At 68.2% G+C, this 23,612-nt stretch carries 26 protein-coding genes; 13 read left to right on the top strand and 13 right to left on the bottom strand.

From position 1 onward, the window contains the following. Positions 1-12 precede the first annotated feature (12 nt). Complete coding sequence (locus tag V3B30_RS09795) at positions 13-1,650, top strand: acyl-CoA dehydrogenase family protein (protein WP_262083439.1); 1,638 nt, start codon at positions 13-15, stop codon at positions 1,648-1,650. A gap of 282 nt (positions 1,651-1,932) precedes the next feature. Here the strand turns inward: V3B30_RS09795 and V3B30_RS09790 are convergent, their stop codons facing one another. From V3B30_RS09790 to V3B30_RS09780, 3 genes are all read right to left on the bottom strand, one after another. Beyond that, positions 1,933-2,343 (bottom strand): hypothetical protein, encoded by a 411-nt coding sequence (locus V3B30_RS09790; RefSeq protein WP_262083438.1) that lies wholly within the window; start codon positions 2,341-2,343, stop codon positions 1,933-1,935. A gap of 156 nt (positions 2,344-2,499) precedes the next feature. Further along, positions 2,500-2,841 (bottom strand): hypothetical protein, encoded by a 342-nt coding sequence (locus V3B30_RS09785; RefSeq protein ID WP_049413058.1) that lies wholly within the window; start codon positions 2,839-2,841, stop codon positions 2,500-2,502. Positions 2,842-2,965: 124 nt separating this feature from the next. After that, a complete protein-coding gene (locus V3B30_RS09780; protein ID WP_262083437.1) occupies positions 2,966-4,141 on the bottom strand; it encodes a thiolase family protein in 1,176 nt (391 codons plus the stop codon). Positions 4,142-4,323: 182 nt separating this feature from the next. Between V3B30_RS09780 and V3B30_RS09775 the strand changes: the two genes are divergently transcribed. After that, on the top strand, positions 4,324-7,167 hold the full coding sequence (locus V3B30_RS09775) for an autotransporter serine protease (protein ID WP_262083436.1): 2,844 nt from the start codon (positions 4,324-4,326) through the stop codon (positions 7,165-7,167). A gap of 47 nt (positions 7,168-7,214) precedes the next feature. Here V3B30_RS09775 and V3B30_RS09770 read toward each other — a convergent pair whose 3' ends face one another. Further along, complete coding sequence (locus V3B30_RS09770; RefSeq protein ID WP_008264553.1) at positions 7,215-8,312, bottom strand: Glu/Leu/Phe/Val dehydrogenase dimerization domain-containing protein; 1,098 nt, start codon at positions 8,310-8,312, stop codon at positions 7,215-7,217. A 279-nt stretch (positions 8,313-8,591) separates the two neighbouring features. Between V3B30_RS09770 and V3B30_RS09765 the strand changes: the two genes are divergently transcribed. Then, positions 8,592-9,668 carry an HDOD domain-containing protein gene (locus V3B30_RS09765; protein WP_262083435.1) on the top strand — a complete coding sequence of 359 codons (1,077 nt, stop codon included), beginning with the start codon at positions 8,592-8,594 and terminating at the stop codon, positions 9,666-9,668. 3 nt (positions 9,669-9,671) lie between these two features. Here the strand turns inward: V3B30_RS09765 and V3B30_RS09760 are convergent, their stop codons facing one another. The 3 genes from V3B30_RS09760 to V3B30_RS09750 form a co-directional block, all read right to left on the bottom strand. After that, positions 9,672-11,264, bottom strand: coding sequence for a phospholipase D family protein (locus V3B30_RS09760; RefSeq protein WP_262083434.1), 1,593 nt, complete (start codon positions 11,262-11,264; stop codon positions 9,672-9,674). Between the two features lie 129 nt (positions 11,265-11,393). Next, positions 11,394-12,092 carry an RNA pseudouridine synthase gene (locus V3B30_RS09755; protein WP_100473549.1) on the bottom strand — a complete coding sequence of 233 codons (699 nt, stop codon included), beginning with the start codon at positions 12,090-12,092 and terminating at the stop codon, positions 11,394-11,396. 47 nt (positions 12,093-12,139) lie between these two features. Further along, the gene (locus V3B30_RS09750; RefSeq protein ID WP_100473548.1) at positions 12,140-12,640 is read right to left on the bottom strand and encodes a M48 family metallopeptidase; all 501 of its coding nucleotides are present in this window, start codon (positions 12,638-12,640) and stop codon (positions 12,140-12,142) included. 63 nt (positions 12,641-12,703) lie between these two features. Here V3B30_RS09750 and V3B30_RS09745 point away from each other — a divergent pair, with 63 nt between their 5' ends. Both V3B30_RS09745 and V3B30_RS09740 read left to right on the top strand, forming a co-directional pair. Beyond that, positions 12,704-13,261 (top strand): DUF2058 domain-containing protein, encoded by a 558-nt coding sequence (locus V3B30_RS09745; protein ID WP_014647975.1) that lies wholly within the window; start codon positions 12,704-12,706, stop codon positions 13,259-13,261. 170 nt (positions 13,262-13,431) lie between these two features. Further along, positions 13,432-13,698, top strand: a complete 267-nt coding sequence (locus V3B30_RS09740; RefSeq protein ID WP_012480956.1) for a DksA/TraR family C4-type zinc finger protein — start codon at positions 13,432-13,434, stop codon at positions 13,696-13,698. Positions 13,699-13,736: 38 nt separating this feature from the next. Here the strand turns inward: V3B30_RS09740 and V3B30_RS09735 are convergent, their stop codons facing one another. Continuing rightward, entirely contained in the window at positions 13,737-14,330 is a 594-nt protein-coding gene (locus V3B30_RS09735; RefSeq protein WP_080291803.1) for a mechanosensitive ion channel family protein, read from the bottom strand. 35 nt (positions 14,331-14,365) lie between these two features. Continuing rightward, the gene (locus tag V3B30_RS09730; RefSeq protein ID WP_100473547.1) at positions 14,366-14,545 is read right to left on the bottom strand and encodes a hypothetical protein; all 180 of its coding nucleotides are present in this window, start codon (positions 14,543-14,545) and stop codon (positions 14,366-14,368) included. A gap of 126 nt (positions 14,546-14,671) precedes the next feature. Here V3B30_RS09730 and V3B30_RS09725 point away from each other — a divergent pair, with 126 nt between their 5' ends. Genes V3B30_RS09725 through V3B30_RS09715 form a run of 3 tightly spaced genes read left to right on the top strand, consistent with a single transcriptional unit; the run spans position 14,672 to position 16,673 of the window. Further along, positions 14,672-15,250, top strand: a complete 579-nt coding sequence (locus V3B30_RS09725) for a sigma-70 family RNA polymerase sigma factor (RefSeq protein ID WP_100473546.1) — start codon at positions 14,672-14,674, stop codon at positions 15,248-15,250. Further along, the gene (locus V3B30_RS09720; protein ID WP_262084396.1) at positions 15,247-15,780 is read left to right on the top strand and encodes a hypothetical protein; all 534 of its coding nucleotides are present in this window, start codon (positions 15,247-15,249) and stop codon (positions 15,778-15,780) included. The genes V3B30_RS09725 and V3B30_RS09720 overlap by 4 nt, the downstream gene beginning before the upstream one ends. 11 nt (positions 15,781-15,791) lie before the next feature. Then, positions 15,792-16,673, top strand: coding sequence for a DUF4097 domain-containing protein (locus tag V3B30_RS09715; RefSeq protein ID WP_262084397.1), 882 nt, complete (start codon positions 15,792-15,794; stop codon positions 16,671-16,673). 49 nt (positions 16,674-16,722) lie between these two features. Here V3B30_RS09715 and V3B30_RS09710 read toward each other — a convergent pair whose 3' ends face one another. The 3 genes from V3B30_RS09710 to V3B30_RS09700 all read right to left on the bottom strand — a co-directional run bounded on the left by V3B30_RS09710 (position 16,723) and on the right by V3B30_RS09700 (position 18,801). Further along, entirely contained in the window at positions 16,723-16,905 is a 183-nt protein-coding gene (locus tag V3B30_RS09710; protein WP_005410566.1) for a hypothetical protein, read from the bottom strand. 11 nt (positions 16,906-16,916) lie between these two features. Continuing rightward, positions 16,917-17,210 carry a YkgJ family cysteine cluster protein gene (locus V3B30_RS09705; RefSeq protein WP_053462562.1) on the bottom strand — a complete coding sequence of 98 codons (294 nt, stop codon included), beginning with the start codon at positions 17,208-17,210 and terminating at the stop codon, positions 16,917-16,919. Between the two features lie 229 nt (positions 17,211-17,439). After that, positions 17,440-18,801: an Hsp70 family protein gene (locus V3B30_RS09700; protein ID WP_262084398.1), complete on the bottom strand. Its 1,362-nt coding sequence runs from the start codon at positions 18,799-18,801 to the stop codon at positions 17,440-17,442. Between the two features lie 192 nt (positions 18,802-18,993). Between V3B30_RS09700 and V3B30_RS09695 the strand changes: the two genes are divergently transcribed. Continuing rightward, the gene (locus tag V3B30_RS09695; RefSeq protein WP_249843261.1) at positions 18,994-19,329 is read left to right on the top strand and encodes a zinc ribbon domain-containing protein YjdM; all 336 of its coding nucleotides are present in this window, start codon (positions 18,994-18,996) and stop codon (positions 19,327-19,329) included. A 7-nt stretch (positions 19,330-19,336) separates the two neighbouring features. On the opposite strand, the gene V3B30_RS09690 is transcribed toward V3B30_RS09695, so the two are convergent. After that, positions 19,337-20,488 carry a transglutaminase domain-containing protein gene (locus V3B30_RS09690; RefSeq protein WP_262084399.1) on the bottom strand — a complete coding sequence of 384 codons (1,152 nt, stop codon included), beginning with the start codon at positions 20,486-20,488 and terminating at the stop codon, positions 19,337-19,339. A gap of 229 nt (positions 20,489-20,717) precedes the next feature. Here V3B30_RS09690 and V3B30_RS09685 point away from each other — a divergent pair, with 229 nt between their 5' ends. The 4 genes from V3B30_RS09685 (at position 20,718) to V3B30_RS09670 (ending at position 23,593) form a co-directional block, all read left to right on the top strand. Continuing rightward, positions 20,718-21,320 carry a hypothetical protein gene (locus tag V3B30_RS09685; RefSeq protein ID WP_100473541.1) on the top strand — a complete coding sequence of 201 codons (603 nt, stop codon included), beginning with the start codon at positions 20,718-20,720 and terminating at the stop codon, positions 21,318-21,320. 48 nt (positions 21,321-21,368) lie between these two features. Beyond that, entirely contained in the window at positions 21,369-21,542 is a 174-nt protein-coding gene (locus V3B30_RS09680) for an oxidoreductase-like domain-containing protein (RefSeq protein ID WP_032958663.1), read from the top strand. Then, positions 21,539-22,156: a DUF998 domain-containing protein gene (locus V3B30_RS09675; RefSeq protein WP_100473540.1), complete on the top strand. Its 618-nt coding sequence runs from the start codon at positions 21,539-21,541 to the stop codon at positions 22,154-22,156. The genes V3B30_RS09680 and V3B30_RS09675 overlap by 4 nt, the downstream gene beginning before the upstream one ends. A 78-nt stretch (positions 22,157-22,234) precedes the next feature. After that, complete coding sequence (locus tag V3B30_RS09670; RefSeq protein WP_315973642.1) at positions 22,235-23,593, top strand: AcvB/VirJ family lysyl-phosphatidylglycerol hydrolase; 1,359 nt, start codon at positions 22,235-22,237, stop codon at positions 23,591-23,593. Positions 23,594-23,612 lie beyond the last annotated feature (19 nt).

The following is a 23,612-nucleotide window of genomic DNA, read 5'->3' as shown; positions in this document are numbered from 1 at the left end:
AGGACGGACCGGATGAGTGGACCCAGCTTCAGCAGCAACGCGCCGTACGAAACCCATGTGGTGCTCAACCAGCCGCCGCCGTTCGCGGGGCGCCAGTTGTGGACTGACGACATGGCATTGATGGACGCCGCGCAGCGCGAAGGCGCTGGCAGCTTCGTGCCGCGACTGGCGGTCTATGGCGCGCTGGCGGGTGACGAGCTGTACCGGCTTGGCTTCGACGCGAACCGCGATCGACCCCGCCTGCGCACGCATGATGCGCAGGGCCACCGCATCGATGCGGTGGAGTTCCATCCGGCCTACCACCAGCTGATGGGCGCAGCGAAGCAACATGGCGTGGCGGGCCTGTCCTGGCACGAGCCGCAGCCGGGTGCGCACGTGGCGCGGGCGGCGCTGAGCTATCTGCACCACCAGGCCGAAGCGGGCACCAGCTGCCCACTGACCATGACCCATGCGGCAGTGGCGGTGCTGCAATCGCAGCCGCATCTGGCCGAGTGGGCGCGCAAGGCCGCCGCGCCGGTCTATGACCCGCGCGATGTGCCGGTGACGGACAAGGACGGCATTACCCTGGGCATGGGCATGACCGAGAAGCAGGGAGGTTCGGACGTGCGCGCCAACAGCACGCGCGCCGAACCGATCGATGGCGAGCGCTATCGCCTGGTGGGCCACAAGTGGTTCTTTTCCGCGCCGATGTGCGATGGCTTCCTGGTGCTGGCGCAGGCGCCGGGCGGGCTGACCTGCCTGCTGATGCCGCGCCGGTTGGCTGACGGCGACCGCAACGCATTCCGGCTGATGCGCTTGAAGGACAAGCTCGGCGACTGGGCCAATGCCTCCAGCGAAGTCGAGTTCTGCGGGGCGCAGGCGTGGCGCGTGGGTGAGGAGGGACGCGGCGTGGCCACCATCATCGGCATGGTGATGATGACCCGCCTGGACTGCATGCTGGGTGCGGCGGCGGAAATGCGCATGGCGCTGGCGCAGGCCCTGCATCACGCACGTCATCGCCGCACGTTCGGCAAGCCGCTGGTCGAGCACCCGTTGATGGCCAATGTGCTGGCCGACCTGGCACTGGAGTCGGAAGCGGCCACGGTATTGTCGATGCGCATCGCACGTGCGGTGGATCGGGCCGGCATGGATGCCAACGAAGCTGCGTTGGCACGGGTGGGGACGGCGCTGGGCAAGTACTGGCTGTGCAAGCGCGCGCCGGCCTTCGTCAATGAAGCGCAGGAATGCCTGGGCGGTGCGGGCTATGTGGAGGAATCGATGCTGCCGCGGTTGTACCGGCAGGCACCGTTGAATTCGATCTGGGAAGGCAGCGGCAACATCCAGTGCCTGGACGTGCTGCGTGCGCTGGCGCGCGAGCCGGAGACGCTGGCGGCGCTGCGCGCTGAACTGGCGGCGGTGGCCGATCGTGATGCGCGCTATGCAGCGGCTTTGCAGCGTTGGGCAGCGGCGCCACCACCGGATGAGTCGCAGGCGCGGCTGTTCTGCGAGCGCACCGCGCTGCTGTTGCAGGCCGCGTTGCTGTTGCGTGCGCGCAGTCCGATGGCTGAAGCGTTCGTGCGCAGCCGGCTGGAAGGGAACCATGGGCTGGTGTTCGGGACGCTGCCGGCGGGCGTGGATCTGTCGGCGATGCTGGTGCGCGCGCTGCCGTAGGAGGCGGCCAACGGCGGTGCCCCTCGTGATGGGCGCCGATACTGTGGGTGGGGCGCGCGCGGGCTGGTCGCGCGGGGGCGCCGTGGATACGTCCTTGTAGGCTCGGGCGCGCCATCCATGGCGCTTGCGCCCCTGCGCGACCTGCCCGCGCGTCCTTGGACACTTTCCGTACGCGTCCACCACGGAATCAACAGAAAAAGCGGAAAGCGAAAAACAGAAAAGCCGCGGCAGTGCCGCGGCTTTTCCTGTAGCGCCGAGCCCATGCCCGGCTGGCGGTACACCTCAGTGCTTGGCTTCTTCCTTGGCCGCGTTCGACTTCGCGTCATTGGCGACGTCGCGGGCCTTGTCGGCCACCTTCTGCGCGGCGTTGGCGGTGGCATCGCTGGCGTGTGCAGCGGCGTCGGTCGCGGCGTCCTTGGCCTTGTCAGCAGCGTTTGCGGTGGCGTCTGCGGCCGTGTCCAGTGCCTGCTGGGTATCGGCGGCGGCCTGCTCGGAGGCTGCAGCGGTCTTGTCGGCGGCGTCACGGGTGGCTTCTGCTGCCCTGTCGACCGCATCACGGGCGGCCGCACCAGCGCTGTCAGCGGCCTGCTGTGCGTCCTGCTTGGCCTGTTCGGCTTCCGGGCCCTTGCAGGCGGCCAGGGCCAGCAGCAGGGAGGCGGCCAGCAGGGTGGTGGTGATCGGGCGAATCTTCATGGCGGTCTCCGGTACTGCAATGGATGGGGACGCCAGCCTATTCATGCCGTTGTGAAGACGGGGTCGCGATGCCAGTGGTACGCGGTGGCATCGGTGCAAAGAAAAAGCCGCTGGCGGACCAGCGGCTTTTCCAGAACAGCGTGAAGAAAGAAGTTATTACTTCTTGGCTTCTTCAGCAGCGTCCTTGGCCTGCTCAGCGGTAGCTTCGGCAGCCTTGGCAGCGTCCTTGGCTTCGCCAGCAGCAGCGTCGGTCGCGGCAGCAGCGGTGCTGGCAGCAGCATCGGTCGCAGCGTCAGCAGCGGTGGCGGCGGTGTTGGCAGCCTGCTGGGCAGCGTCGGCGGTCTGGGCGCCGGCAGCGGCGGCCTGGTCGGCAGCAGCCTGGGCTTCGGTGGCGGCTTCGTTGGCCGAAGCAGCGGCGTCCTGGGCAGCTTCCTGCTTCGAGCAGGCGGCCAGGGCCAGAGCCAGGGACATCGCGACCAGCAGCTTGTTGATGCTCATTGTGTAAATCCTCGTCGTTAGAATTAGGCAACGCGCATGCTGCGCGCCGACAACATGATGACAAGCCAAGATTGGGTGTCAAGCGATCCCGCATTCATTTTTGCGAAATCGTCGTTAAACCTTTTTAAATCAATTCGATGGCGATTGCCGTTGCTTCGCCGCCACCGATGCACAAGGTGGCAATGCCGCGCTTGCCACCGCGCGTGCGCAGGGCGTTGACCAGGGTCACCACCAGGCGTGCACCGGAGGCACCGATGGGATGGCCCAGTGCGCAGGCCCCGCCATTCACGTTGAGCTTGTCGTGCGGGATGCCCAGTTCACGCATCGGTGCCATCGCCACCACGGCAAAGGCTTCGTTGATTTCGAACAGGTCGATCTGGTCCAGTGACCAGCCTGTCTTTGCCAGCAGCGTGTGGATCGCGCCGATCGGGGCGGTGGTGAACCACTCCGGTTCCTGCGAATGGGTGGCGTGGCCGACGATGCGCGCCAGCGGAGTGATGCCACGTGCGGCCGCGTCTTCCTCGGTCAGCAGGACCACTGCGGCGGCGCCGTCGGAGATGCTGGAGGAACTGGCGGCGGTGACGCTGCCGTCCTTCTTGAAGGCCGGGCGCAGGGTCGGGATCTTGGCGATGTCCGAGCGGCCCGGCTGTTCGTCGATGGCGACCTCGACATCACCCTTGCGGGTGGCCACCTTCACCGCGACGATCTCGTCGGCGAACGCACCGTTGGCCTGTGCGGCCTGCGCGCGCTTCACCGATTCGATCGCGTAGGCGTCCTGCTCCTCGCGGCTGAACTGGTACTTGTCCACGGCGCATTCGGCGAATTCACCCATGGCCTTGCCGTCGTAGGCGTTGACCAGGCCGTCGTGGGCCATGTGGTCGACCGCCTGGAAGTTGCCGAAGCGATTGCCGGTACGCGAGTTCGGCAGCAGGTGCGGGGCGTTGGACATCGATTCCATGCCACCGGCGACCACGATGCTGGCCGAACCGGCCTTGATCAGGTCATGGCCGAGCATGATGGTCTTCATTCCCGAACCGCACACCTTGTTGAGGGTGGTGGCACCGGTCGACAGCGGAATGCCGGCGGCGATCGCCGCCTGGCGGGCGGGCGCCTGGCCGAGGTTGGCCGGCAGCACGCAGCCCATGAGGACTTCGGAGACGTCGCCGGCCGGTACGCCCGACTGTTCCAGGGCGGCCGCGATGACGGCCGCGCCGAGGGTGGGGGTCGGCACGCCGTTGAACTGGCCGAGGAAGGAGCCGATGGCGGTGCGCTTGGCGGCGGCGATGACGATGTTGGACATGGCAATCTCGTTGATGCGTGAGCAATGTTCGGAAAGGAGACCGCAGACGTTGGAAGCGACGCGGTTTCCCGGCAGACTGCGTGGGGGTCGGCCCAAGTATAGAGGGTCGGGGAGGGCCGCCGCTGGGTGGCACCGCACGCCTGCCGGGATGTAGGCAGGCCAACGTTCATGGGAAGGAATCGATGGAACGCACGATGATGGTGAGGTCCGCGCTGGCAACGGCGCTGGCGATGGCAATGACGGCATGTGGCGGCGGTGGAGGCGGCGGCAATGTCCGCATCGATCCGCCCCCGACCACCCCGACACCCCCAACCACGCCCCCTCCGACGACACCGCCTCCGGCCAAGCCGCAGGAACCGGCCTTCGACGCGCACCTGTCAGTGACCAATGCGCGTGCCGCACAGGCCGCCGGCCTGACCGGGCAGGGCGTGCGCATCGGCATCGTCGACTCGGGCGTACAGCGCAACGCAGCGGCGTTGAACGGGCGGGTGGTGGGCAACCTCAACTACATCGATCCGGCGCGCAACAACCTGCTGGTGGACGACGTGGTGGGCCACGGCACGGCGGTGGCCAGCCTGGCTGCCGGCGCGTCGGTGGGATCCTGGCCGGGCGGCATCGCCCCCGGTGCGCAGATCGTTTCGGCGCGGATCATCGCCGACAAGCCGCCCGTCGATGACGGCAGCGGCAAGGGCAATTCCTTCAGTGGCCCGCTGGGCGTGGCGCAGGTCCACCAGGACCTGATCAGCTACAACGTGAAGGTGATGAACAATTCGTGGGGCGGCCTGTACTGGACCGACCTGCCGACCACCGCGCAGGTAGCGGCCGAGTACCGTCCGTTCGTCATCAACCATGGCGGCCTGGTGGTGTTCGCGGCCGGCAACGATGCGCGCACCGAACCGAGCAGCCTGGCCGCCCTGCCCAGCCAGCAGGGCGTTGCCGGCTCGCTGCCGGCGGCCGACCTGGAGCGCGGCTGGCTGGTGGCGACCGCCGTGGATCCGTATGCACCGGGCACGCTGGCCAGCTACGCCAATGCCTGTGGCCAGGCCGCGCGCTACTGCCTGGCGGCGCCGGGCAGCGCGGTCTATCCGGACGCCAATGGCAGCACCTACTACTGGAACTACGGCACATCCTTCGCCGCGCCGCTGGTCTCCGGCGCCGCCGCGCTGGTCTGGCAGCGCTATCCGTACTTCGACAACAACCTGGTGCGGCAGACCCTGCTGGGCACCGCCAAGGACATCGGCGCGCCCGGCGTGGATGCGGTGTTCGGCTATGGCCTGCTCGACATCGGCCGTGCGATCAACGGTCCTGGCCGCTTCGATTGGGGCGATGTGGTCGCCAACGTGGATGTGGCTTCGACAGGCTCGAAGTGGAGCAACGACATCGTCGGCAGCGGCGGACTGGTCAAGCAGGGCGGGGGCACCCTGGTGCTCGCGGGCAACAACAACTACAGCGGCGCCACCCGCATCGAGCGCGGCATCCTGTCGCTACAGAACGGCGGTGTCATCCGTTCCAACGTGACCATCCTCGGCCAGCCCGATCCGGATTCGACCGGCCTGCAGTTCAATGGCGGTACACCGCGCGTGATCGGCAACGTGGTCAACGGCAGCAGCGTGTTCCTCACCACCGGCAACACCACCGGCACCATCGAGGGCAACTACACCCAGCAGGCGGGCGCGCAGTTGATGATCGCGCTTGGTGCCAATGCGCTGCAGGTAACCGGCAACGCCACGATCAATGGTGGCGTGCGCGTGCATGGCTTCGTCTCCGGCTATGTGCCGCAGAACGGCAGCCGCCAGGACCTGATCCACGCCGCCGGTGGCCTGAGCGGCACCTTCAGCGCTCCGGCCACTTCCAGCGGCCTGCAGGGACTGTCGCTGCTGCAGAGCAGCTATGGCTATGACAGCAACAATGCCTGGTTGAACCTGACCCAGGTCAGCGTCACGGCGGCGGCGACCGGGCTCACGGCCTCGGCGCAGTCCGCTGCGCAACGCGTGGACGGTGCGTTCAGTGCGCTCGATGGCAATAAGGCGCTGCAGGGTTCGGCCTTCGGTACGGCGGCCGGTGCGCTGCAGTGGACCGGCGGTGGCAGCAAAGGGCTGGAGGCCAGCTTGCAGAGCCTGTCCGGGCAGGCGCATGCGCGGGCCGAGTCAGCCACCTTCGACAGCATCGACATGTCACGCCGTGCGATTGCCGAGCGTTTTGATCGCGTGCAGGCTGCGCCGCGCCTGCGCGGGGCCTGGCAGAGCGCGCTCGGTGAGGCCGGGCAGGGCAGCTTTGCCGGCAATGCCGCCGACAGCCGCGGTTGGATGGCCGGTCAGGACCTGCCGCTGGGCAGCAATGGGCTGATGGGCGTGGCCTTCGGCGAGACCCGCAGCAATGGTGGCAGCAGCTTCGGCGGCGATCGTGGGCGTGATCGCCAGGCGCAGGCGCAGCTGTATGCCGGCTGGAACCTGGGCCGGGGCTATGCGCTGGCCCAGGTCGGCAGCGGCCAGTTCACACGTGCGCTGGACCGCCAGTTGCTGCTGGGCGCCGGTGCCTATGGTGTTTCCGCACGTTACGGTGGACGCTTCAGCAGTGCCAGCGTCGAAGGTGGTTATCGTTTCGGGCGCCCGGGTGCGTCGTTGACACCGTACCTGGGTGCCAGCACCACGCGCGTGGATACCGATGCCTTCAACGAGCTGGGCGGGTTCGGCTTCGGCCTGCGTGGTGATGCCAACCGCGTGCAGCGCAGCCAGATGCTGGCCGGCATCCGTGGCGAGCGCGGCTGGGGGCGCTGGACGCTGCGTGGGCATGCCGAATGGCAGCAGCGGCTCGACGGTGCCGATGCGGGCTGGCAGGCCAGCTTCGTTGGTGTCGATGCCTGGGCGCCGCTGGCGGGCTGGAACGCGCCGCGCGGCAGTGCGCTGTTCGGCGTGGCGCTGGAGTCGTGGTGGGGCCGTAATGGCCGCCTGAGCCTGGGCTTCGACCAGCGCGTTGGTGGCGAGGGCGCGCGCCAGGCGGCACTTCGCTACAGCACCGGGTTCTGAATGGGCGCTCGCGCCGGGACGTCAGCCCCGGCGCGACATTGGCAGGCTCAGCCGCCGCGCAGGTTGCCCAGGCGCGGGGTGCTGCGGCCCAGCGGCATCTTCAGCTTGCCGATCGACAGGATGCGGCTTTCGGCGATGCGGTCGGCCGCCCGCTGCGGCGCGATGTTCTCGCGCTGCGACAGTTCGAAGATGCGGGTGAGGTTGTGATAGATGCTGCGGATCAGGCGCATCGCGCGTTCGCGGTTGTAGCCGTCGATCTCCAGCGACACGTTCATCACGCCACCGGCGTTGACCGCATAGTCCGGTGCATACAGGATGCCGCGGGCGTGCAGTTCATCGCCGATTTCCAGGCTCGACAGCTGGTTGTTGGCGGTACCGCAGATGATCTTCGCCTTGATCCGCGGCAGGGTGTCGGCGTTGATCGCGCCTTCCAGCGCACACGGTGCGAACACGTCGGCGTTCACTTCGTGGATCTCGTCCGGCTTGACCGCTTCGGCGCCGAAATCGCTGACCGCGCGATCAACCAGCGCGCTGTCCAGGTCGGTGACATACAGCTTGGCACCACGGTCGCGCAGCAGCTTGACCAGCTCCATGCCGATGTGGCCCAGGCCCTGCACCGCGATGCTGGTCTTGCCCACTTCCTCATGGCCGAACTTGAAGCGCATCGCCGCCATCAGCGCCTGCAGCGCGCCGTAGGCGGTGAACGGGGCCGGGTCGCCGGAGCCGCCATGGACCTGGTGCACGCCGGTCACGAACTGGCTCTCCAGGTAGATGTTTTCCATGTCGTTGACGTCGGTGCCGACGTCCTCGGCGGTGATGTAGCGCCCACCCAGCGAGTCGACATAACGGCCGAAGGCGCGGAACAGCACCTCGGTCTTGTCCACCTTCGGATCACCGATGATCACTGCCTTGCCGCCACCGACGTTGAGGCCGGCCAGCGCATTCTTGTAGGTCATCGTCCGGCTCAGCCGCAGCACGTCGGCCAGTGCCTCGTCGGTGCTGGCGTAGGGGCGCATGCGCACGCCACCCAGGGCCGGGCCCAGGGTGGTGTTGTGGATGGCGATGATCGCCTTCAGGCCGGCATCGTGGTTGTGGCAGAACACCACTTGTTCGTGGCCGGTGGTGGCGAGGGTTTCGAATAGCATGGCGTCTCCGATGGCGCGAACAGCGGCGAACTGCAGCGAACGGCCAGTGAACGGTAGGGTCCCAAAAACAAAAAAAGCGACGTCGTCATGGCAGGGGGACGGGTCGCGCGGCGCCATTCTAGTCCATTCCCCCGGCCGCTGCCGTCGACGTTGGTGGCCGTCCGGTTAAAGAAGATGAAAGTGCGGCCGATGCTGCGACGACGGCGGGTGGCCGGATGGGCGTGAAGAGGCAGGTCGGTCAGTGATGGCAAGGGCATTACAACGACAGGGCGGGCGGCGATGACACCGGCCTGGTGGCGATCGCTGCGTGGCTGGCTGGCGCGTTCGACCGGGGCGGCACCGGCGCGGCTGGTTGCCGCGTCCCGCCAGGCGGTGGCTGCCGCTGCGGCGAGCCTGCAGGGCGAGGCGCTGCCGCCGGCGGAGATCGCCGCTCACCTGCAACGCGGTCTGCATGCGCTGGCCCTGTACCCGCGGCTGGCAGGCGAGCCGGCACCGGTGCAGGACCCCGGCCTGGGCGAAGCGGTGGCGCGCGCGCTGCAGGACCGCGACTGGGCGGCCAGGCAGCTGCCCCGCCGGCCGCAGCTGCTGCCGCAGCTGATCCAGACCGTCAACGACGATGCCGCCTCGGCCCGGGTGATGGCCGCGATCATCGGCCAGGACCCGGTGCTGACCGGCAACCTGCTGCGCATCGCCAACAGCCCGGCCTACAAGGTCCACGAGCGCCCGGTCGAAAGCCTGCAGCGGGCGGTGACCCTGGTCGGCACCGAGGGCGTGCGGCAGATCATCAGTGCGGTACTGGTGCAGCCGGTGATGCAGGTGCAATGCGAGGTGTTCCCGCAGTTCAGCGCGATCATCTGGGAGCACGCGCTGCTGGCATCGCGTGCAGCGGCCGACCACGCGCGCACGGTCACTTTCGGCGATGCCTTCGCCGCGCAGTGGCTGGGCCTGGTGCAGGGGCTGGGTGCAGCACTGGTGATGCGCCAGCTGCTGCAGGAGGCGCAGGCCCGTGGCGAGGCCATGGAGCCGGCGTTGGCCCTGCAGCTGCTGCAGCAGTGGTCGTTGCCGCTGGCGCAGCGGGTGGCCGCCGCATGGGAGCTGCCTGAGCCGGTTCACCAGGCCTTGGCGGTGGATGCAGAAGGACCGTTGGCCGACAGCCTGCGCCTGGCCAGCGCCGCCGCAGCGGCCAGCCTGTTGTGCCGCCATGGGCATGCCAGCCAGAGCCGCATGCTGGCCCTGCTGGAACAGCTGCCATCGGCACCGCCGCATGCCCTGCGCTGGATCTGGCGGCGCCTGCATGGGCGCAGCGTGGAAACACTGGATGAGGCGGCGAAGGACGATGTCGGGCCGCCCGCCTGAACGCTACAGCTGCGATTCCACCGGCAGCCAGCTGATCGCCCGCGACAACCAGCGCTTGCGCGCCGTGGCGCCCGGCTCGGCCTCCACCCAGTGCGGTGGCGGTTCTCGCTCCAGCCAGCGCAACCGGCGGCGGTCGTCCACCGCCAGCCACCAGCTGTGCCTGGGGTCAGCCAGGCGCAGGTACTCGTCCCGCAGCTGTGCGCCCAGCACCGGATCGTCGAACAGCACGCCCATTTCAGTGTTCAGATAGGCTGAGCGCGGGTCCAGGTTGAATGAACCGACGAAACCGCGGCGGTCGTCGACCAGGAACGCCTTGGTATGCAGGCTCGCGCCGCTGCTGCCGAAGACCCCGGCGTCGCCGGACTGCCCCTGCGCCTTCAGTTCGTACAGGTGGACGCCGGCGTCGAGCAACGGCACGCGGTAGCCCATGTAGCCACCGTGCACGGCGGCGACGTCGTTGGCGGCCAGTGAGTTGGTGATCACGCCGACCTGCACGCCCCGCCCGGCCATGGCCGAAAAGCCATCCAGGCCCTCGTTGCCGGGTACGAAGTAGGGCGAGATCAGCAGGGACTTGTGCCGGGCGGCCTGCAGCTCGCTGATCAGCGTCGACACCAGCCAGGCCCCGCGATCATCGTCGCGGTGCTTCATCGGCGGGTCCGAGACAATGCGCACCGCACCACTCCAGTGCAATGGCTCGGGGCTTGGACGCTGCCGTTGGCGCGATTCGGCCACGCGCGCAAGGTAGGGCCGCGCCACGTCCCGCTGCGCTTCATGGTCCGATTCGCGGACCAGCAGGCGCAGCTGTGCATCGGTATGGAAGGCTAGCGCCGATACTGGAATGGCTGCTTCACTGTTCCAGTAGTCGTCGAAGATCCGATTGGCCTGTTCCACGGCAGGGCCGGCCACCAGCAGGTCCAGATCCTGGAAGTTCACATCGGTGCGTGCGCTGAAGTATTCCTCGCCGATGTTGCGGCCACCGACGATCGCGACGCGGCCGTCGGCAATCCAGTTCTTGTTGTGCATGCGATGGTTCACGCTGAAGAAGCGCTGCACCATCTCCACCATGCGCAGGATGCCGGTCCGGTTGCGGAACGGGTTGTAAAGGCGGATTTCAATGTTCGGGTGCCGGTCCAGGGCCATCATCAGCGCGTCCTTGTCCTTGGCATTCATGTCGTCGAGCAGGATCCGCACGCGCACCCCGCGCTCGGCGGCGTCATGCAGCGCCTTGGCCATCAGGTGGCCGATCAGGTCGTCGTGCCAGATGTAGTACTGCAGGTCCAGGCTGCGGCCGGCCTGGCTGGTGATCAGCGCGCGCGCGGCGAAGGCATCCAGGCCATCGCTGAGGAAGGCCACGCCGGACTGGCCGGGATGGGCCGCCTGCAACGGCACGATCTGCTGGTCGATGCGGGTCTGCGCCGGCTGCAGCGGCAGCACGTGCGAGGGGGGGCCGTGCGCCTGCGGCGTGAGGTGGTCGGCCAGCAGCAGGCCGGACAGGACCAGCAGCAACAGCGCGGCGATGACGATCGCGGCGATGCGCATCAGGCGTCGCCACAAGGAGTTGGGCAGGCTCATGCCCCGATGGTAGATCCACGCCATGGATGAAGGAATGCCTGCAGGATCGATAGGGGGTCAGAGCCCTTGCCTGCGGCAAGGGATCCGACCCCGAGAGGGCGTCACCGATGGGTCGGATCCCTTGCCGCAGGCAAGGGCTCTGACCCGCCTACCTCAGAACCGCTCGTCGCTGCCCAGATAACGCCACTGCGCCGGTGGCAGCGGCCCCAGCGCCACGCGCCCGATACGCAGGCGGCGCGCGGCAGTGACCTGCAGGCCGGCGGCGCTGACCGCCACACGCAGGCCCTTGGCCGTCAGGCCCTTGCCGGCGAAGCGCAGGCGCTGCTCGCTCTGCCAGCTGACCTTGGCGCCGCCGGATTCCTGCTGCAGCCGCGCCAGCAGCCACGGGCCGCGCTCGGGGCCGCCTTCGGCCACTTCGATCAGGTATTCCTGCTCGGTGCGGCCCAGGTTGCGCTGCAGGTGGGCCAGCGTGGCCGGGTCCTGGCTGACCACCACCAGCCCGCTGTCGCTGGCCGGAAGCGAGGCGGCCAACTGCAGGCCGTGGAAGTGACGCTGCAGCGGACGGATGTCGCTGGCATCAAGTTCGCTGCGGCTGTCACTGCTGACCAGCGCGCACAGGGTTTCGGCGGCGACACCGGCCGGCTTGTGCAGCAGCATGCTGACCCGTTCGGCCTTTTCATCGCTGGCCTGTTCGGCCACCACGATCACTGCGCTGTCATCGACCGGGCGCTGCGGCTGTTCCACCACGTCGCCGTTGACCGTGACCCAGCCGCCTTCGATGTAGCGTCGCGCTTCGCCGCGCGGGATGCCGAGCAGGGCGGACAGGCGTTTGTCGAGACGGATCGGTTCCATGATGGGCAGGTCGGGCAGGGGGCGCGCAGTGTAGCTGCTGCGGCCGGTCAGCGCTGGCTGCGGTTGGCCAGCTCGGTCAGGTACAGGCGGGTATCGAACTCCAGCTGCAGGTAATCAGGCTCCATGTGCTGGCACAGCTGGTAGAAGGCCTTGTTGTGGTCGGCTTCCTTCAGGTGGGCCAGCTCATGCACGACGATCATGCGCAGGAATGCCGCTGGCGCCTGGCGGAACACGGTGGCGATGCGGATCTCGCGGCTGGCCTTGAGGCGGCCGCCGTGCACGCGGGAGATGGCGGTATGGGTGCCCAGCGCGTGCTTGATCACTTCCAGCGTGTTGTCGTAGCAGACCTTGTTGAGTGGCACCGACTTGCGCAGGTAGCGGTCCTTCAGGTCCTGGGTGTAGTCGTACAGCTGGCGGTCGCTGCGCACCTCATGCGGGTCGGGGTAGCGCTGTTGCAGCCAGGGGCCAAGCTTGCCCTGCGCCAGCAGTTCGCTGACCTGTGCGACCAGGGGTTCGGGATAGCCGGTGAGGTACTTCAGGACTGCCATGCAGGGGCGGCGGGGCGTCGGTAGAATGGGGACATCCAAGATTACACGCGGTACGCACCGACCATGGCAAAGCCCAACGCGCTGCAGGAACAATTGCTCAAGGCCGGCCTGGCCAAGAAGTCGCAGGCCAGCGCCGCCGCGCGCGAGCAGGCCAAGGCCCGCCAGGGCAAGGCCGAATCGACGTCGGCCGAGGTCCAGCGCGAGGCTGAACGCGCCCGCGCCGAGAAGGTCGAGCGCGACCGTGCGCTGGCCGCCGAACGCAATGCCCAGGCCAGGCAGGCTGAACAGAAGGCCCAGGCCAGGCAGATCATCACGGCCCATGCCGTACCCCACAAGGGCGACGACGAGTACCGCTTCAGCGACGGCGCGGCGATCCGCACGTTGCTGATCGACCCCAAGCTGCGCAAGGCGCTGTCGGTGGGCGTGCTGGTCATCGTTGCCCATGGCGAGGGCTATGCCCTGCTGCCGCGTGCTGCCGCCGAGAAGGTGCGTGAGCGCGCCCCGGAGGCGATCATCGTCGACCACGGCCAGCCGGGCTCGACCGCCGAGATCTCCACCGGCAACGCCGAGGACGACGCCTATTACGCGCAGTTCCAGGTGCCGGACGACCTGGTCTGGTAAGCAAAAAGGGGACGGAGGGGATTAAGCCGCAATCGGCCTGATCGGATCCGCCCACGCTCTGTTCGTCATCCTGAAGAGCCGCCGAGCATGGCTCGGCTCCACATGAAGGCCTGTCTTTTTGCCGGGGTGTATCGTCCCCATATCAGGCGACACACCTGCGGAGGATGGCCATGGCCACCGGTTGGGCGGGAGACGGCGCGGTCCAGGACCAGATTGACGCCACCGTCGACGATGCGATCGCCCGCGCGCGGCGCCAGCTGCGCCAGGGCCCGGGTCTGGAACACTGTGAGGAATGCGACGCGCCGATCCCGTTGGCGCGGCGCCGAGCCGTGCCCGGGGTGCGGCTGTGCGTGGCGTGCCAGCAGGCGCATGACGATGAAGAACAGGCGCATGCCGGTTACAACCGGCGCGGCAGCAAGGACAGCCAGTTGAGGTAAAGGTTGTTCGGCAGGGCACAGCCCTGCCGAACCCCCCCTCAGCCGTCGCCCTGGATGCCGCCGGGGGCCTGCGCCGGGTCGCGCCAGCGGCGCACCGTGCGCTGGAAGAACAGGTTGTTCGGCAGCTGCAGCACCGTGCCTTCGTGGCCGTCGCCGGTTTCCTGCAGGGTGGTGTAGATCAGGTTCACGTCGATCACCCGGCCCTTCAGGCCCGGCTTCTCGCCGTTCTCCAGCACCTCGATGTAGTCGTGCAGGCGGAACGGGCGAGTGGTGAAGATCAGCAGCGTGCAGAAGATGTTGGACAGCACGCTCCACGCCGCGAAGAAGGCGACCGCGCCCACGGCAGCGAAGCCGGTGAAGGCAGTCCACAGCACCGATGGCTTCGCGCCAAGCAGGCTGAGGATGTACAGCAGTGCACTGAAATAGACCACGAAACTGGTGATCCGGCGCGCGCCCATCACCATTTCGGGCGGCAGCGTGTAGTGCTCGGCGAAGCGGCGGATCAGGCGACGGGCGAGCACGCGCAGGAGCCACGCGACCAGCAACACCAGTACGATCTGCAGGGCGACGCCGGCGTAGTTCAACCACGGGTGGGTCCAGGCGGGCAGGTGATCCTTCAGCGACAACATCATGGGGCGACTACGGAGGGGGGAAACGGCCCCCGATGTTACCCGGCGCGTGCGGGGGATTCGACCGCCGGGGTCCAGGCCAGGCACACCACCTCCTGGCGATGCTGCTGCAGGCAGGCGCGGCCATTGCCGGGACGCAGCTGCAGTGACAGGCCCAGCGCCTGCAACAGGACGCAGGCAGTGATCACCAGCAGGGCGGCGCAGGATGGGCTGGACATGGCAGGACTCCTGGACGGCAATTTCGCGAAGGACCCTCTATGGATGCAGCAGTCATCAAAAAGGTTGCATGGCATCGACCATGGATGGGCTCTAAACCTTTTCCCGGGTCGCCGCATCCAAGCGATATGCTCGACACCACCATGCCCGCGCCGCCTGCCGCCAACGACCCCGTCGACGAACCCGCCCTGGTGCGGGCGGCGGTCGCCGGCGATACCGCGGCCTACGAACTGTTGTACCGGCGCCATGCGCCGCGCGTGTTCGCCGTGCTGTGGCGCTTGTGTGGCGGCCAGCAGGCGCGTGCCGAAGATGCCTTGCAGGAAGCCTTCCTGCAGGCATGGAAGGCGCTGCCGGGGTTCCGCTTCGAAAGCAGCCTGTCGACCTGGTTGCACCGGCTGGGTGTCAACGCTGCGCTGATGGAACTGCGTGGGCGCGCAGCCGGGCAGGACCACGACAGTCTTGATGATGTGGACGGAGGACTGCAGGAACTGGCGGTGCACGACCGCTGTGCCGGGACCGAACGCGACCTCGAACGGGCGCTGTCGACGCTGCCGCCGAGGGCGCGCGCGGTACTGGTGCTGCATGACATCGAAGGCTGGAAACACCAGGAAATCGCCGAGCAGCTGCAGATGGCAATCGGCAGTTCCAAGGCACAGTTGCATCGTGCGCGCGGTTTGTTGCGTGCACGGCTGGGAGACATGACATGAGTACACACGAACACGATTCCGACCCCGATCTGGTGGCCCGACTTCGCGCGCTGCCGCCCGAACGCAGCGTGCCCGCCGATGGCTGGGCGCGGTTGTCGGCGCAGCTGCCGCCGCGTGAACCGCAGGCGGGGCCTGTGCTGGCCGACAACGTGGTGGCGCTGCCCGCTCGTTCGCGTCGGCGCTGGTGGTTGCCGGTGGGTACGGCGTTGGCGGCCAGCCTGGCGGTCTACGCGGTGGCGCCATGGCGCCATGTGCAGCCGGACGCGCCGGTGCCGTCTACCCTGCAGCTGCAGGCCGCAGCGATGACCGAGCAGTACCGGCAGGCAGTGGCCTCGTTGCCCGCGGGCCGGGCGCCGGAATGGCAGCCGGCGCTGCACGAACTCGATGAAAGCGCGGCACAGATCCAGGCCGCGCTGGCGCAGGATCCACGTGCGCCGCACCTGCTTGGCCAGCTCAAGCGCACCTATGCGCTGCGGCTGGAATTGACCCGGCAGGCGGCTTATGCCGCCGAGTCCGGCCTGACGACCTGAGGAGCCCCCCGATGACACGAACCCTGATGACCTGCTGCGCTGCGCTGTTGTTGCTGCCCGCGGTAGCCCTGGCTGAGACCCGGATCGACGAGCGCCACAACCTGGCCACTGGTGGCCGCATCGAACTGAGCAACGTCGCTGGCAAAGTGACCGTGCGTGGCTGGGACCGCAATGACGTGCAGCTCACCGGTACGCTCAGCGACGGCCTGCAGTTGCGCCAGGAGAAGAGTGCCAACCGCGTGCGCTGGGAGATCGAATATCCGCGTCGCAACAACAACGGCGGCGCGACGCTGGTGCTGAACGTGCCGCGCTCGGTGGAACTGCTGCTGAGCACGGTCAGTGCCAGCCAGGACATCAGCGGCATCGATGTGCGCCGCCTGCAGGCCGACACCGTCAGCGGCAGCCTGAGCGCTTCCGGTCGCAGCGGCGACAGCAGGCTCAATACGGTCAGTGGCGGTGTCAGCGCGCGCCTGCAGACCCCGAAGCTGGATGTGAACACGGTCAGCGGCCGCATCGACGCCGGTGGCGGCGTGTCCGGTGATATTGGTGCACAGACGGTATCCGGCCGGGTCGAGGTGGATGCCGGGCGGGTGCAGCGGCTGGCAGTGGAAACCGTGTCGGGCAGCATCGACCTGTCGGCGGCCGGGCTGGCGCCGGGGGGGCGTATCAACGTCGAATCGGTGAGTGCGTCGGTCAACCTGCGCCTGCCACGCTCGGTCTCGGCGCAGCTGTCGGTGAACAGCTTCAGCGGGTCGATCAACAGCGATGCCGGCCAGGTGGAGCGGCCGCGCTACGGCCCCGGGAGCCATCTCGATACACGGCTCGGCAGTGGCGACGGTGACATCCGCATCCAGTCGCATTCGGGCAGCGTCCGGGTAAGCCTGGATCGCTGAGCGCGATCCGGCAGGCCGCGGCGGCAGCGCCGCCGCGGTCGGAGCTGGGTCAGCTGGCTTTCTTCAGCGCCCAGGTGGTGCCGAGGACTTCGATCTTGCCACCGGCCTTGCGGAACGCTGCCAGGTCCGAAGCGATCGAATCGCTGCTGACCACGGTGCTGGCGGCCGCGCCCTTGCGTTCGCTGCGGATGCTGTTGCTGGCCTTCGCGGGGGTCTTTGCCTTGCGGGGCATGGTTGCTCCTGTCAGGTGGAAGGGGAGGAAAGCGCCCAGGCGTCGGCCTGGCGCAGGTAGTCCTGCCGCTCGCGGCGGCAGTCATCGCCGCCCATCGAAAACTGGCGGCAGATCGCCGGGCGCTGCGAATAGATCGTGCAGCGCAGGTGATAGGGATCGATCGCCGCGCACCAGCCTTCCTCGTTGCGCGCCATCACGGCACGGCCGTGGGTGTCGCGTGACAGGAACTGGCCGGGCACGTGGTCGCCGGGCTGCAGCAGCACGGGCAACCGGCAACAGACCGCGTCACAACGGCGGCAGTCGATGGGTGCAGGTGCTGCGTCAGGTTGTAAGGCCTCAGGGGCCTGGCGGGTGCCCAAAGCGGGTCTCGATGGCGGCTCAGGTGGGACGCGGACCATGAACGAGCCAGAAAGGCATGGCCGCCAGGCCCGCAGGGCGGGCCTGGCTGCACCGTGGACACACACCGGCGTGGCCGATGGAAGGTGCAGCGAAGTTCTAGCCGACCAAGAGTAACTTAGACCGCGTAACGTTTTGTTAATCCTGGCTGGCTGCCGCCAGTGCCAAGCCCTGGACCACGCCCAGCGAGGGTTCGCCGTGGACCATGCGGGCGCCCGGGAACGCGGCCGCCACCGCTTGGCGCAGGTAGCCGGCGCGGGACATGCCGCCGGTCAGGAACACCGCATCCGGGTCGCCGCCGATGTCGCTGCGGACCTGGGCCAGCAGCTCGCGGATCTGCTCCAGGTAGCCATGGGCGGCGGCGGCCAGTCCATCGGCGCTGCTGTCGGCATGCAGGTCGCGGGCAATGTAGTCCAGCGTGCTGCGGTGTTCGCTGACGGCGCTGAGGGCGATCTTGGCACGCTCGACGTCGCGGTACAGGCGCGCGGTATTGCCGGTGTCCTGCAGGGCCTGCAGGCGCGGGCCCCATGGGGCGTCGACGTGGTCGTACGTGTGCTGGCGGAAATCGCGCTGGCGGGTCATGTCCTGCACGGTGGCGGCTTCCACGTAGTGGTGGGCGGGCACGCGGGTGATGCCGCGACCGAACAGCGGCATGTAGCTGGACAGGCTCAGCGCCAGATCGATATCGGTACCGCCACGGGCGATACCCCAGGCGCGGTGGATGCGCGGGGCGTCGTCGCCGCCGACCTCGGCATGGGCGATGTCGGTGGTGCCGCCGCCGATGTCGACGATCACCGCCTGGTGCCGCTCGCGGCTTTCGGCGTGGTAATGCATGGCCGCCGCGGCTGGCTCCTCGAGGAAATCGATCTGGTCGAAGCCGGCCTGGGTGGCCGCTTCGCGCAGGATGTCCAGCGCCTGGTCGTTGCCGGCGGCGCCGATCGAACTGCGGAACTGCACCGGGCGCCCGAGCAGGGCGGCGCGCAGCGGCTGGCCGAGCTGGGCGCTGGCGGTCAGGCGGATGTGTTCGAGAATGTGCGCGGCGATGCCGGTGATGGTCTGCTTCGCGCGCGGGTGCAGGTTGTAGCCGAGCATCGACTTCGGGCTCTGCACCAGGTTGCCTTCGTGTTCTTCGAAATAGGCTTCCAGCGCTTCGTCACCGTAGACCGCGTTCTGCAGCAGGTCGCTGGCGCTGCGTTCCTTGCCGGCGCGGGCTTCCATCCATTCCCGGCGCAGTGCGCGCAGGGCTTCGCGGCGCAGGGCCTGCGGCGTGCGCTCCTGGCCGGCGGCACGCGCCGCGCGCGCGGCGCTGTCGATCATCTGCTGCAGCTGGTGTTCCTGGCCGTCGTCGAGCTGGAAGTCGTCCGGGTCGGGCACCACGCCGGGGAAATACACGCTGGTGCGGAACTGCTCGGCGTCGCCGAAGCGGATCGGCAGCAGTTTCCCCTCATGCACGATGGCGGCGGCGGAGTTGCTGGTACCGAAGTCGATGCCGAGGCGCATGGGGAGGTCCGGGGGCGATCAGGGGCCGCGCACTCTGCTGCAGTTCGCCGCCGACTGCAAGTTCCTGCGGCCACCTGTTCCGGATCCAGGAGGCCGGATCGGGTCAAGCAGGCAGCCGGGCGCTGCCCGGAAAAGGCCAGGGGAGCCGGCGGTTACAATGGCGGCTGTTGATTCACTTTGAGGTACTTGCTGATGTCTTCTGTCCCCGCCTGCCCGCAGTGCACCCTGGAAAACACCTATGCCGATGGCGCGCTGTGGATCTGCGCCGACTGCGGTTTCGAATGGACCGCCGAGGAAGGTGCCGGTTCGACCCTGGTCGTGCGTGACAGCAACGGCAACACCCTGCAGGCCGGTGACACCGTCACCGTGATCAAGGACCTGAAGGTGAAGGGTTCCTCGATCCCGCTCAAGCAGGGCACCGTGATCCGCAACATCCGCCTGGTCGAGGACGATGCCGAGCACATCGAAGGCAACTCGGACAAGATCAAGGGCCTGGTCCTGAAGACCTGTTTCCTCAAGAAGGCCTGACCGGCCTTCAGCGCCTGGCCTGTTGCTGTGCGCGCCAGCGGGCCAGGCTGTCCAGCTTGGCCTGGTAGCGCGCCTGCTGCGGGGCACCGCCCAGTTCCTGCGCGCGCTGCAGTTCACGATCGGCGCGCTTGAGCTGGCCGGCCAGGAAATAGGCCCGCGCCAGCCCGAAGTGAAACTGGTGGGCGGTGTCGTACAGGCGCACGGCCTGCCGGTAATGGCGGATTGCCTGATCCAGTTGGCCGGCGCGTTCGGCCTCGGCGCCGAGCATGTACTGCGCGAACGGATCCTCGCGCTGCACCGACTGCAGCCGCTGCTCCAGCGCCTGCGCCTGCACGACCATGCCCAGCTTTCGGTACAACGCGCTGGCGTTGGTCAGTGCAGCGTCCTGGCGGCCGTCCAGTCGCAGCGCCGTTTCCAGTGCCCGGCGCGCGGCGGCGGTATCGCCCGTACGGTTTTCCAGCACGCCCAGGTTGTTCCAGGTGGCGGCGAAGCTGTTGTCCTGTGCCAGCGCGGCATTGAAGAAGGTACGTGCGCCCAGCAGATCGCCGCTGGCCATGCGTTCGGCGCCGCGGTTGTTGTAGAAGTGTGCCAATGCCCGTGCCTGGCTGATCGGCAGCGGCCCGCGGCGGTCGTACAGCACGTTGCGATCCAGGTCGACGGTGGCGAAGCGGCCGGCGAAGCCGACCCCGGCATTGACGTGGCCGACGCTGTAGACCAGGCCCTGGGCCTGGTCCTGGTACCACGACACCACCTGGCCGACTTCCTGCACGCGCGCCTGGATGCCGGCTTCGCGTGCCAGGGCGACGAACATCAGGGTGAAGGCCAGGCAGTTGGCGCGCCGCTGCTGCCAGATTTCGCTGACGGTGAGGGTCGCGTCGGCGTCGTACTGCAGGTCCAGGCCGTGGCGGTCGAAGATCATCTCCACCAGCGCCTGCAGGCGCTGCTCGCGCGAGTAGCTGCGATTGATCACCTGCGTGCGCAGCATGTCGAGCATCGCCGGTGGAATTGCGGACACCTGCTGCGGCGTCGGCATCGCCGGAATGGCGGTGTTGGCAACGACCAGGGGGGCGGCCGTTCCGGCGCGATCCTGCGCGATCGCGGACGGTGCCGCCCACGCGGCCAGTGCGAGCAGAGCGAATCGGGCGGCAGGACAGTACATGACGGCTCCCGGCAGCGGCGGGCGCTCCCGCCTGAGGCGAGTGTAGACCTGTGTGCGCACCACTGCAGCGACCGTTGGTCGGTCCACGCGTTCATCCACAACCGGTGTGGACCAGCGCTCGAAAAAGCTGTGGACAACCGCGATGCGGCTTAGTGCGAAGGGCGTTGTGAGGGGGTGGTGAAAAAAGCGACATCTTGCCCGCCAACGGCGCAGGCGGGATGATCCGGGCATGGACTTTTCCCCGCTGACGCTCGCTCCAGAGCAGTGGCAGGCGCTGCAGGACAGCTATGCAACGCCGCCACGGGCCTACCACCACTTCGGCCACGTGCGCGCGGTGCTGCAGCACTGCCAGGAGGTTGCCGACGGCCCCGGCTGGCAGCAGCCGGCCGAAGTCTACCTGGCGGTGCTCTACCACGATGCGATCTACGTGGCGGGGCGAAAGGACAACGAGGCGCGTTCGGCGCAGCTGGCCCTGCAGGCGATCGCGCAGGCGCCGGAGCTGGCCACGGTGGATGCCGCACGCGTCGAACAGTTGATCCTGCTGACCGCCCGCCATGGCGCGCTGGGACCGGAGGATGTGGATGCCGAGGCGGCGCTGTTCCTGGACTGCGACATGGCGATCCTGGCCGCACCAGAGCCGGTGTTTGCTGCCTATGACCGTGGCGTGGCCGAAGAATACAAGGGCGTGGTGCCGGGCTTCCTGTACCGAGCCGGTCGCCGCCGATTCCTGCAGGGCCTGCTGCGCGCACCGCGGATCTTCCTCAGCGAGTTCTTCCACCAGCGCCTCGACGCCGCCGCCCGTGACAACCTGCGCCGCCAGCTGGGCCGCTGAGCCAGCCCGGTACACTAGGCCCGTTTCCAACGATCGTCGCTTCCAATCGTGTCCGTCCCTGATCCCGATCCCCGCCCGCTGCCACCGGAAGAGCCCGGTCCCAACGAATGCTGTGGCAGCGGTTGCCCATTGTGCGTGCTGGATCTGTATGCCGATGAGCTGCAGCGTTATCGCAAGGCGTTGGCCGAGTGGCAGGCGCGGCACCCGGAGGCGTCCGCATGAGCCGCGCGCGTCCGGCGGCGCTGCTGGCGCTGGCAGCCCTTGTTCTGTTCCTGGCCACCGCGCTGTGGACGCAGTTCGCACGCACCGACCTGGACTGGGTGCGGGCCACGCTCAGCCTCTACCTGCACGGGCCGTGGGGGCTGACGTTGCGCGCGGCCTACTGCCTGCTGGCACTGGCGATCGCCCTGCTCGGCATCGCCCTTTATCGCGGCAGCATCGGCCCGCGGCGCAGCGCGGCGGCGCCGCTGCTGTTCACGGTCTCGGCGCTGGGCCTGGCCACGGTCGCCATCGGTGACAGCTGGCTGCCCGACGCAACCCCGCTGCTGGCACCGTTCATCCATGGGCTGGCGGCCAACACCGCGTTCCTGTGCGCCAGCGTCGGCATGCTGCTGCAGGCCTGGTACCTGCGCCGCGAACCGGGTTGGCAGTCTGCCGCCGGCCTGCTCTGGGGCTGGGCCTGGCTGGCCTTCGTGATGCTGTGGCTGCACGTGCTGTGGCGTGGCGGGCCGCCACGCGGGCTGGGACAGAAAGCGGTGATCGTGGTGATCGTAGGTTGGCTGCTGTATCTGGCGCTGGCGCTGTATCGGCGCAGTCGTCGCGCCGCGGCCTGCTGAAGGCCCAACGGCCTGCGCTGGTACGTGCCGTGCACGTGCAGGCAGCGTATCGTGTGCGCATTCCATCGGGGCTGCGATATGAAGCGTGCAGGGCTGGGCAGGGCAATGGGTGTGGTGCTGGCACTGGCCGCACTGCCGGCAACCGCGGCAGCCACCGCGACAGCACCCGCGCAGCAGTTCAGCCACGGGCGGTTCGAACAGATTCCGGTGCATATGCCGGCCGGCACGCCGCAGCGGGTGGTGATCTGGTTCCATGAACCTTCCGCAGGCGGCGATACCAGCCGTCTGCCGATCGAGGCCCTGCGTGCCGATGGTGCGATGGTCGCAGCCGTGGACATCGCGCACCTGCGCGGGGTGCTCAAGCGTGAAGGCGGCCTGGCCTGTTCGTTCGGTTCCGGCGACGTCGAGAACTTCTCGCGCTGGCTGCAGGCCTTCCTGCACCTGCCGGGCTACCACCTGCCGCTGGTCGGCGGTGATGGTGAAGGTGCCGAACTGGCCTATTCGCTGGCTGCGCAGGCCGATACCCAGGTATTCGCCGGCCTGCTCACCACCGGCTTCTGCCCGGACCACAACCACGAACGCATGGTCTGCGGCGATGGCGTGAAGCGCAACGCGCTGCACCCCGCCGAACTGAACGTCCCGTGGTTGAGTGCGGCCGGTGATCACGGCTGCAAGGCGGGCGAGGCCGGCCAGTTCGTGCAGCAGGTCGCGATGGCACGCGAGTTCAAGCGCACTGCGCGCGGTGATGCGTCACCAGGCCTGGTGGCTGCGGCACGGGTGATGGGCGCACAGGCCGGCGTCAGCCTGGCACCGCCACCCGCTGCACTGAAGGGCCTGCCGGTGGTGGAAATGCCGGCGGCCGGCAGCGGCGATACGATGGCTGTGTTCGTCTCCGGTGACGGTGGCTGGGCCGGCCTGGACAAGAACGTGGCGTCTTCACTCAACGAGCATGGCGTGGCGGTAGTCGGCATCGATTCGCTGCGCTACTTCTGGAGCGAGCGCACGCCGAAGGGGTTCGCCGCTGACCTGCAGAAGATCATCGACCACTATCGCCGGCAGTGGCACCGCGACAAAGTGATGCTGATCGGTTTCTCGCAGGGCGCCGACGTGCTGCCGGCCACCATCAACCAGCTCGACGCCGGTACCCGCGAGGCGCTGGAGCGCATCGTGCTGCTGTCGGTGGGCAGGAAGGCCGACTTCGAATTCCATGTCAGCAACTGGCTGGGCGGTGGCGGTGACGGCGTGCCGATCGCGCCGGAAGTGGCCAGGCTGCCGGCGGAGAAAACGCTGTGCGTGTACGGCGACAAGGATGAGGACGCACTGTGCCCGGACCTGCCGGCCAATGACGGCGTGAGGAAGGTGAAGCTGCCGGGCGATCACCATTTCGGTGGTGACTACGACCGCTTGGCCGAAGTGATCCTCAAGGGCGGGGCGTAAACCGGAGCGCGTGCGAACC

The organism is Stenotrophomonas sp. SMYL41 (genome assembly GCF_036319965.1).
In the GTDB taxonomy this organism is placed as follows: Bacteria; Pseudomonadota; Gammaproteobacteria; order Xanthomonadales; family Xanthomonadaceae; genus Stenotrophomonas; species Stenotrophomonas maltophilia_R.
The sequence above is the reverse complement of the archived record's forward strand: the minus strand, read 5'-3'. Positions and strand labels throughout refer to the sequence as shown.

Excerpts from the sequence above, each read along its gene's own strand:
- V3B30_RS09795 (WP_262083439.1), top strand. The coding sequence starts at position 13 with ATGAGTGGACCCAGCTTCAGCAGCAACGCGCCGTACGAAACCCATGTG.
- V3B30_RS09790 (WP_262083438.1), bottom strand. The coding sequence starts at position 2,343 with ATGAAGATTCGCCCGATCACCACCACCCTGCTGGCCGCCTCCCTGCTG.
- V3B30_RS09785 (WP_049413058.1), bottom strand. The coding sequence starts at position 2,841 with ATGAGCATCAACAAGCTGCTGGTCGCGATGTCCCTGGCTCTGGCCCTG.
- V3B30_RS09780 (WP_262083437.1), bottom strand. The coding sequence starts at position 4,141 with ATGTCCAACATCGTCATCGCCGCCGCCAAGCGCACCGCCATCGGCTCC.
- V3B30_RS09775 (WP_262083436.1), top strand. The coding sequence starts at position 4,324 with ATGGAACGCACGATGATGGTGAGGTCCGCGCTGGCAACGGCGCTGGCG.
- V3B30_RS09770 (WP_008264553.1), bottom strand. The coding sequence starts at position 8,312 with ATGCTATTCGAAACCCTCGCCACCACCGGCCACGAACAAGTGGTGTTC.
- V3B30_RS09765 (WP_262083435.1), top strand. The coding sequence starts at position 8,592 with ATGACACCGGCCTGGTGGCGATCGCTGCGTGGCTGGCTGGCGCGTTCG.
- V3B30_RS09760 (WP_262083434.1), bottom strand. The coding sequence starts at position 11,264 with ATGGCGTGGATCTACCATCGGGGCATGAGCCTGCCCAACTCCTTGTGG.
- V3B30_RS09755 (WP_100473549.1), bottom strand. The coding sequence starts at position 12,092 with ATGGAACCGATCCGTCTCGACAAACGCCTGTCCGCCCTGCTCGGCATC.
- V3B30_RS09750 (WP_100473548.1), bottom strand. The coding sequence starts at position 12,640 with ATGGCAGTCCTGAAGTACCTCACCGGCTATCCCGAACCCCTGGTCGCA.
- V3B30_RS09745 (WP_014647975.1), top strand. The coding sequence starts at position 12,704 with ATGGCAAAGCCCAACGCGCTGCAGGAACAATTGCTCAAGGCCGGCCTG.
- V3B30_RS09740 (WP_012480956.1), top strand. The coding sequence starts at position 13,432 with ATGGCCACCGGTTGGGCGGGAGACGGCGCGGTCCAGGACCAGATTGAC.
- V3B30_RS09735 (WP_080291803.1), bottom strand. The coding sequence starts at position 14,330 with ATGATGTTGTCGCTGAAGGATCACCTGCCCGCCTGGACCCACCCGTGG.
- V3B30_RS09730 (WP_100473547.1), bottom strand. The coding sequence starts at position 14,545 with ATGTCCAGCCCATCCTGCGCCGCCCTGCTGGTGATCACTGCCTGCGTC.
- V3B30_RS09725 (WP_100473546.1), top strand. The coding sequence starts at position 14,672 with ATGCTCGACACCACCATGCCCGCGCCGCCTGCCGCCAACGACCCCGTC.
- V3B30_RS09720 (WP_262084396.1), top strand. The coding sequence starts at position 15,247 with ATGAGTACACACGAACACGATTCCGACCCCGATCTGGTGGCCCGACTT.
- V3B30_RS09715 (WP_262084397.1), top strand. The coding sequence starts at position 15,792 with ATGACACGAACCCTGATGACCTGCTGCGCTGCGCTGTTGTTGCTGCCC.
- V3B30_RS09710 (WP_005410566.1), bottom strand. The coding sequence starts at position 16,905 with ATGCCCCGCAAGGCAAAGACCCCCGCGAAGGCCAGCAACAGCATCCGC.
- V3B30_RS09700 (WP_262084398.1), bottom strand. The coding sequence starts at position 18,801 with ATGCGCCTCGGCATCGACTTCGGTACCAGCAACTCCGCCGCCGCCATC.
- V3B30_RS09695 (WP_249843261.1), top strand. The coding sequence starts at position 18,994 with ATGTCTTCTGTCCCCGCCTGCCCGCAGTGCACCCTGGAAAACACCTAT.
- V3B30_RS09690 (WP_262084399.1), bottom strand. The coding sequence starts at position 20,488 with ATGTACTGTCCTGCCGCCCGATTCGCTCTGCTCGCACTGGCCGCGTGG.
- V3B30_RS09685 (WP_100473541.1), top strand. The coding sequence starts at position 20,718 with ATGGACTTTTCCCCGCTGACGCTCGCTCCAGAGCAGTGGCAGGCGCTG.
- V3B30_RS09675 (WP_100473540.1), top strand. The coding sequence starts at position 21,539 with ATGAGCCGCGCGCGTCCGGCGGCGCTGCTGGCGCTGGCAGCCCTTGTT.
- V3B30_RS09670 (WP_315973642.1), top strand. The coding sequence starts at position 22,235 with ATGAAGCGTGCAGGGCTGGGCAGGGCAATGGGTGTGGTGCTGGCACTG.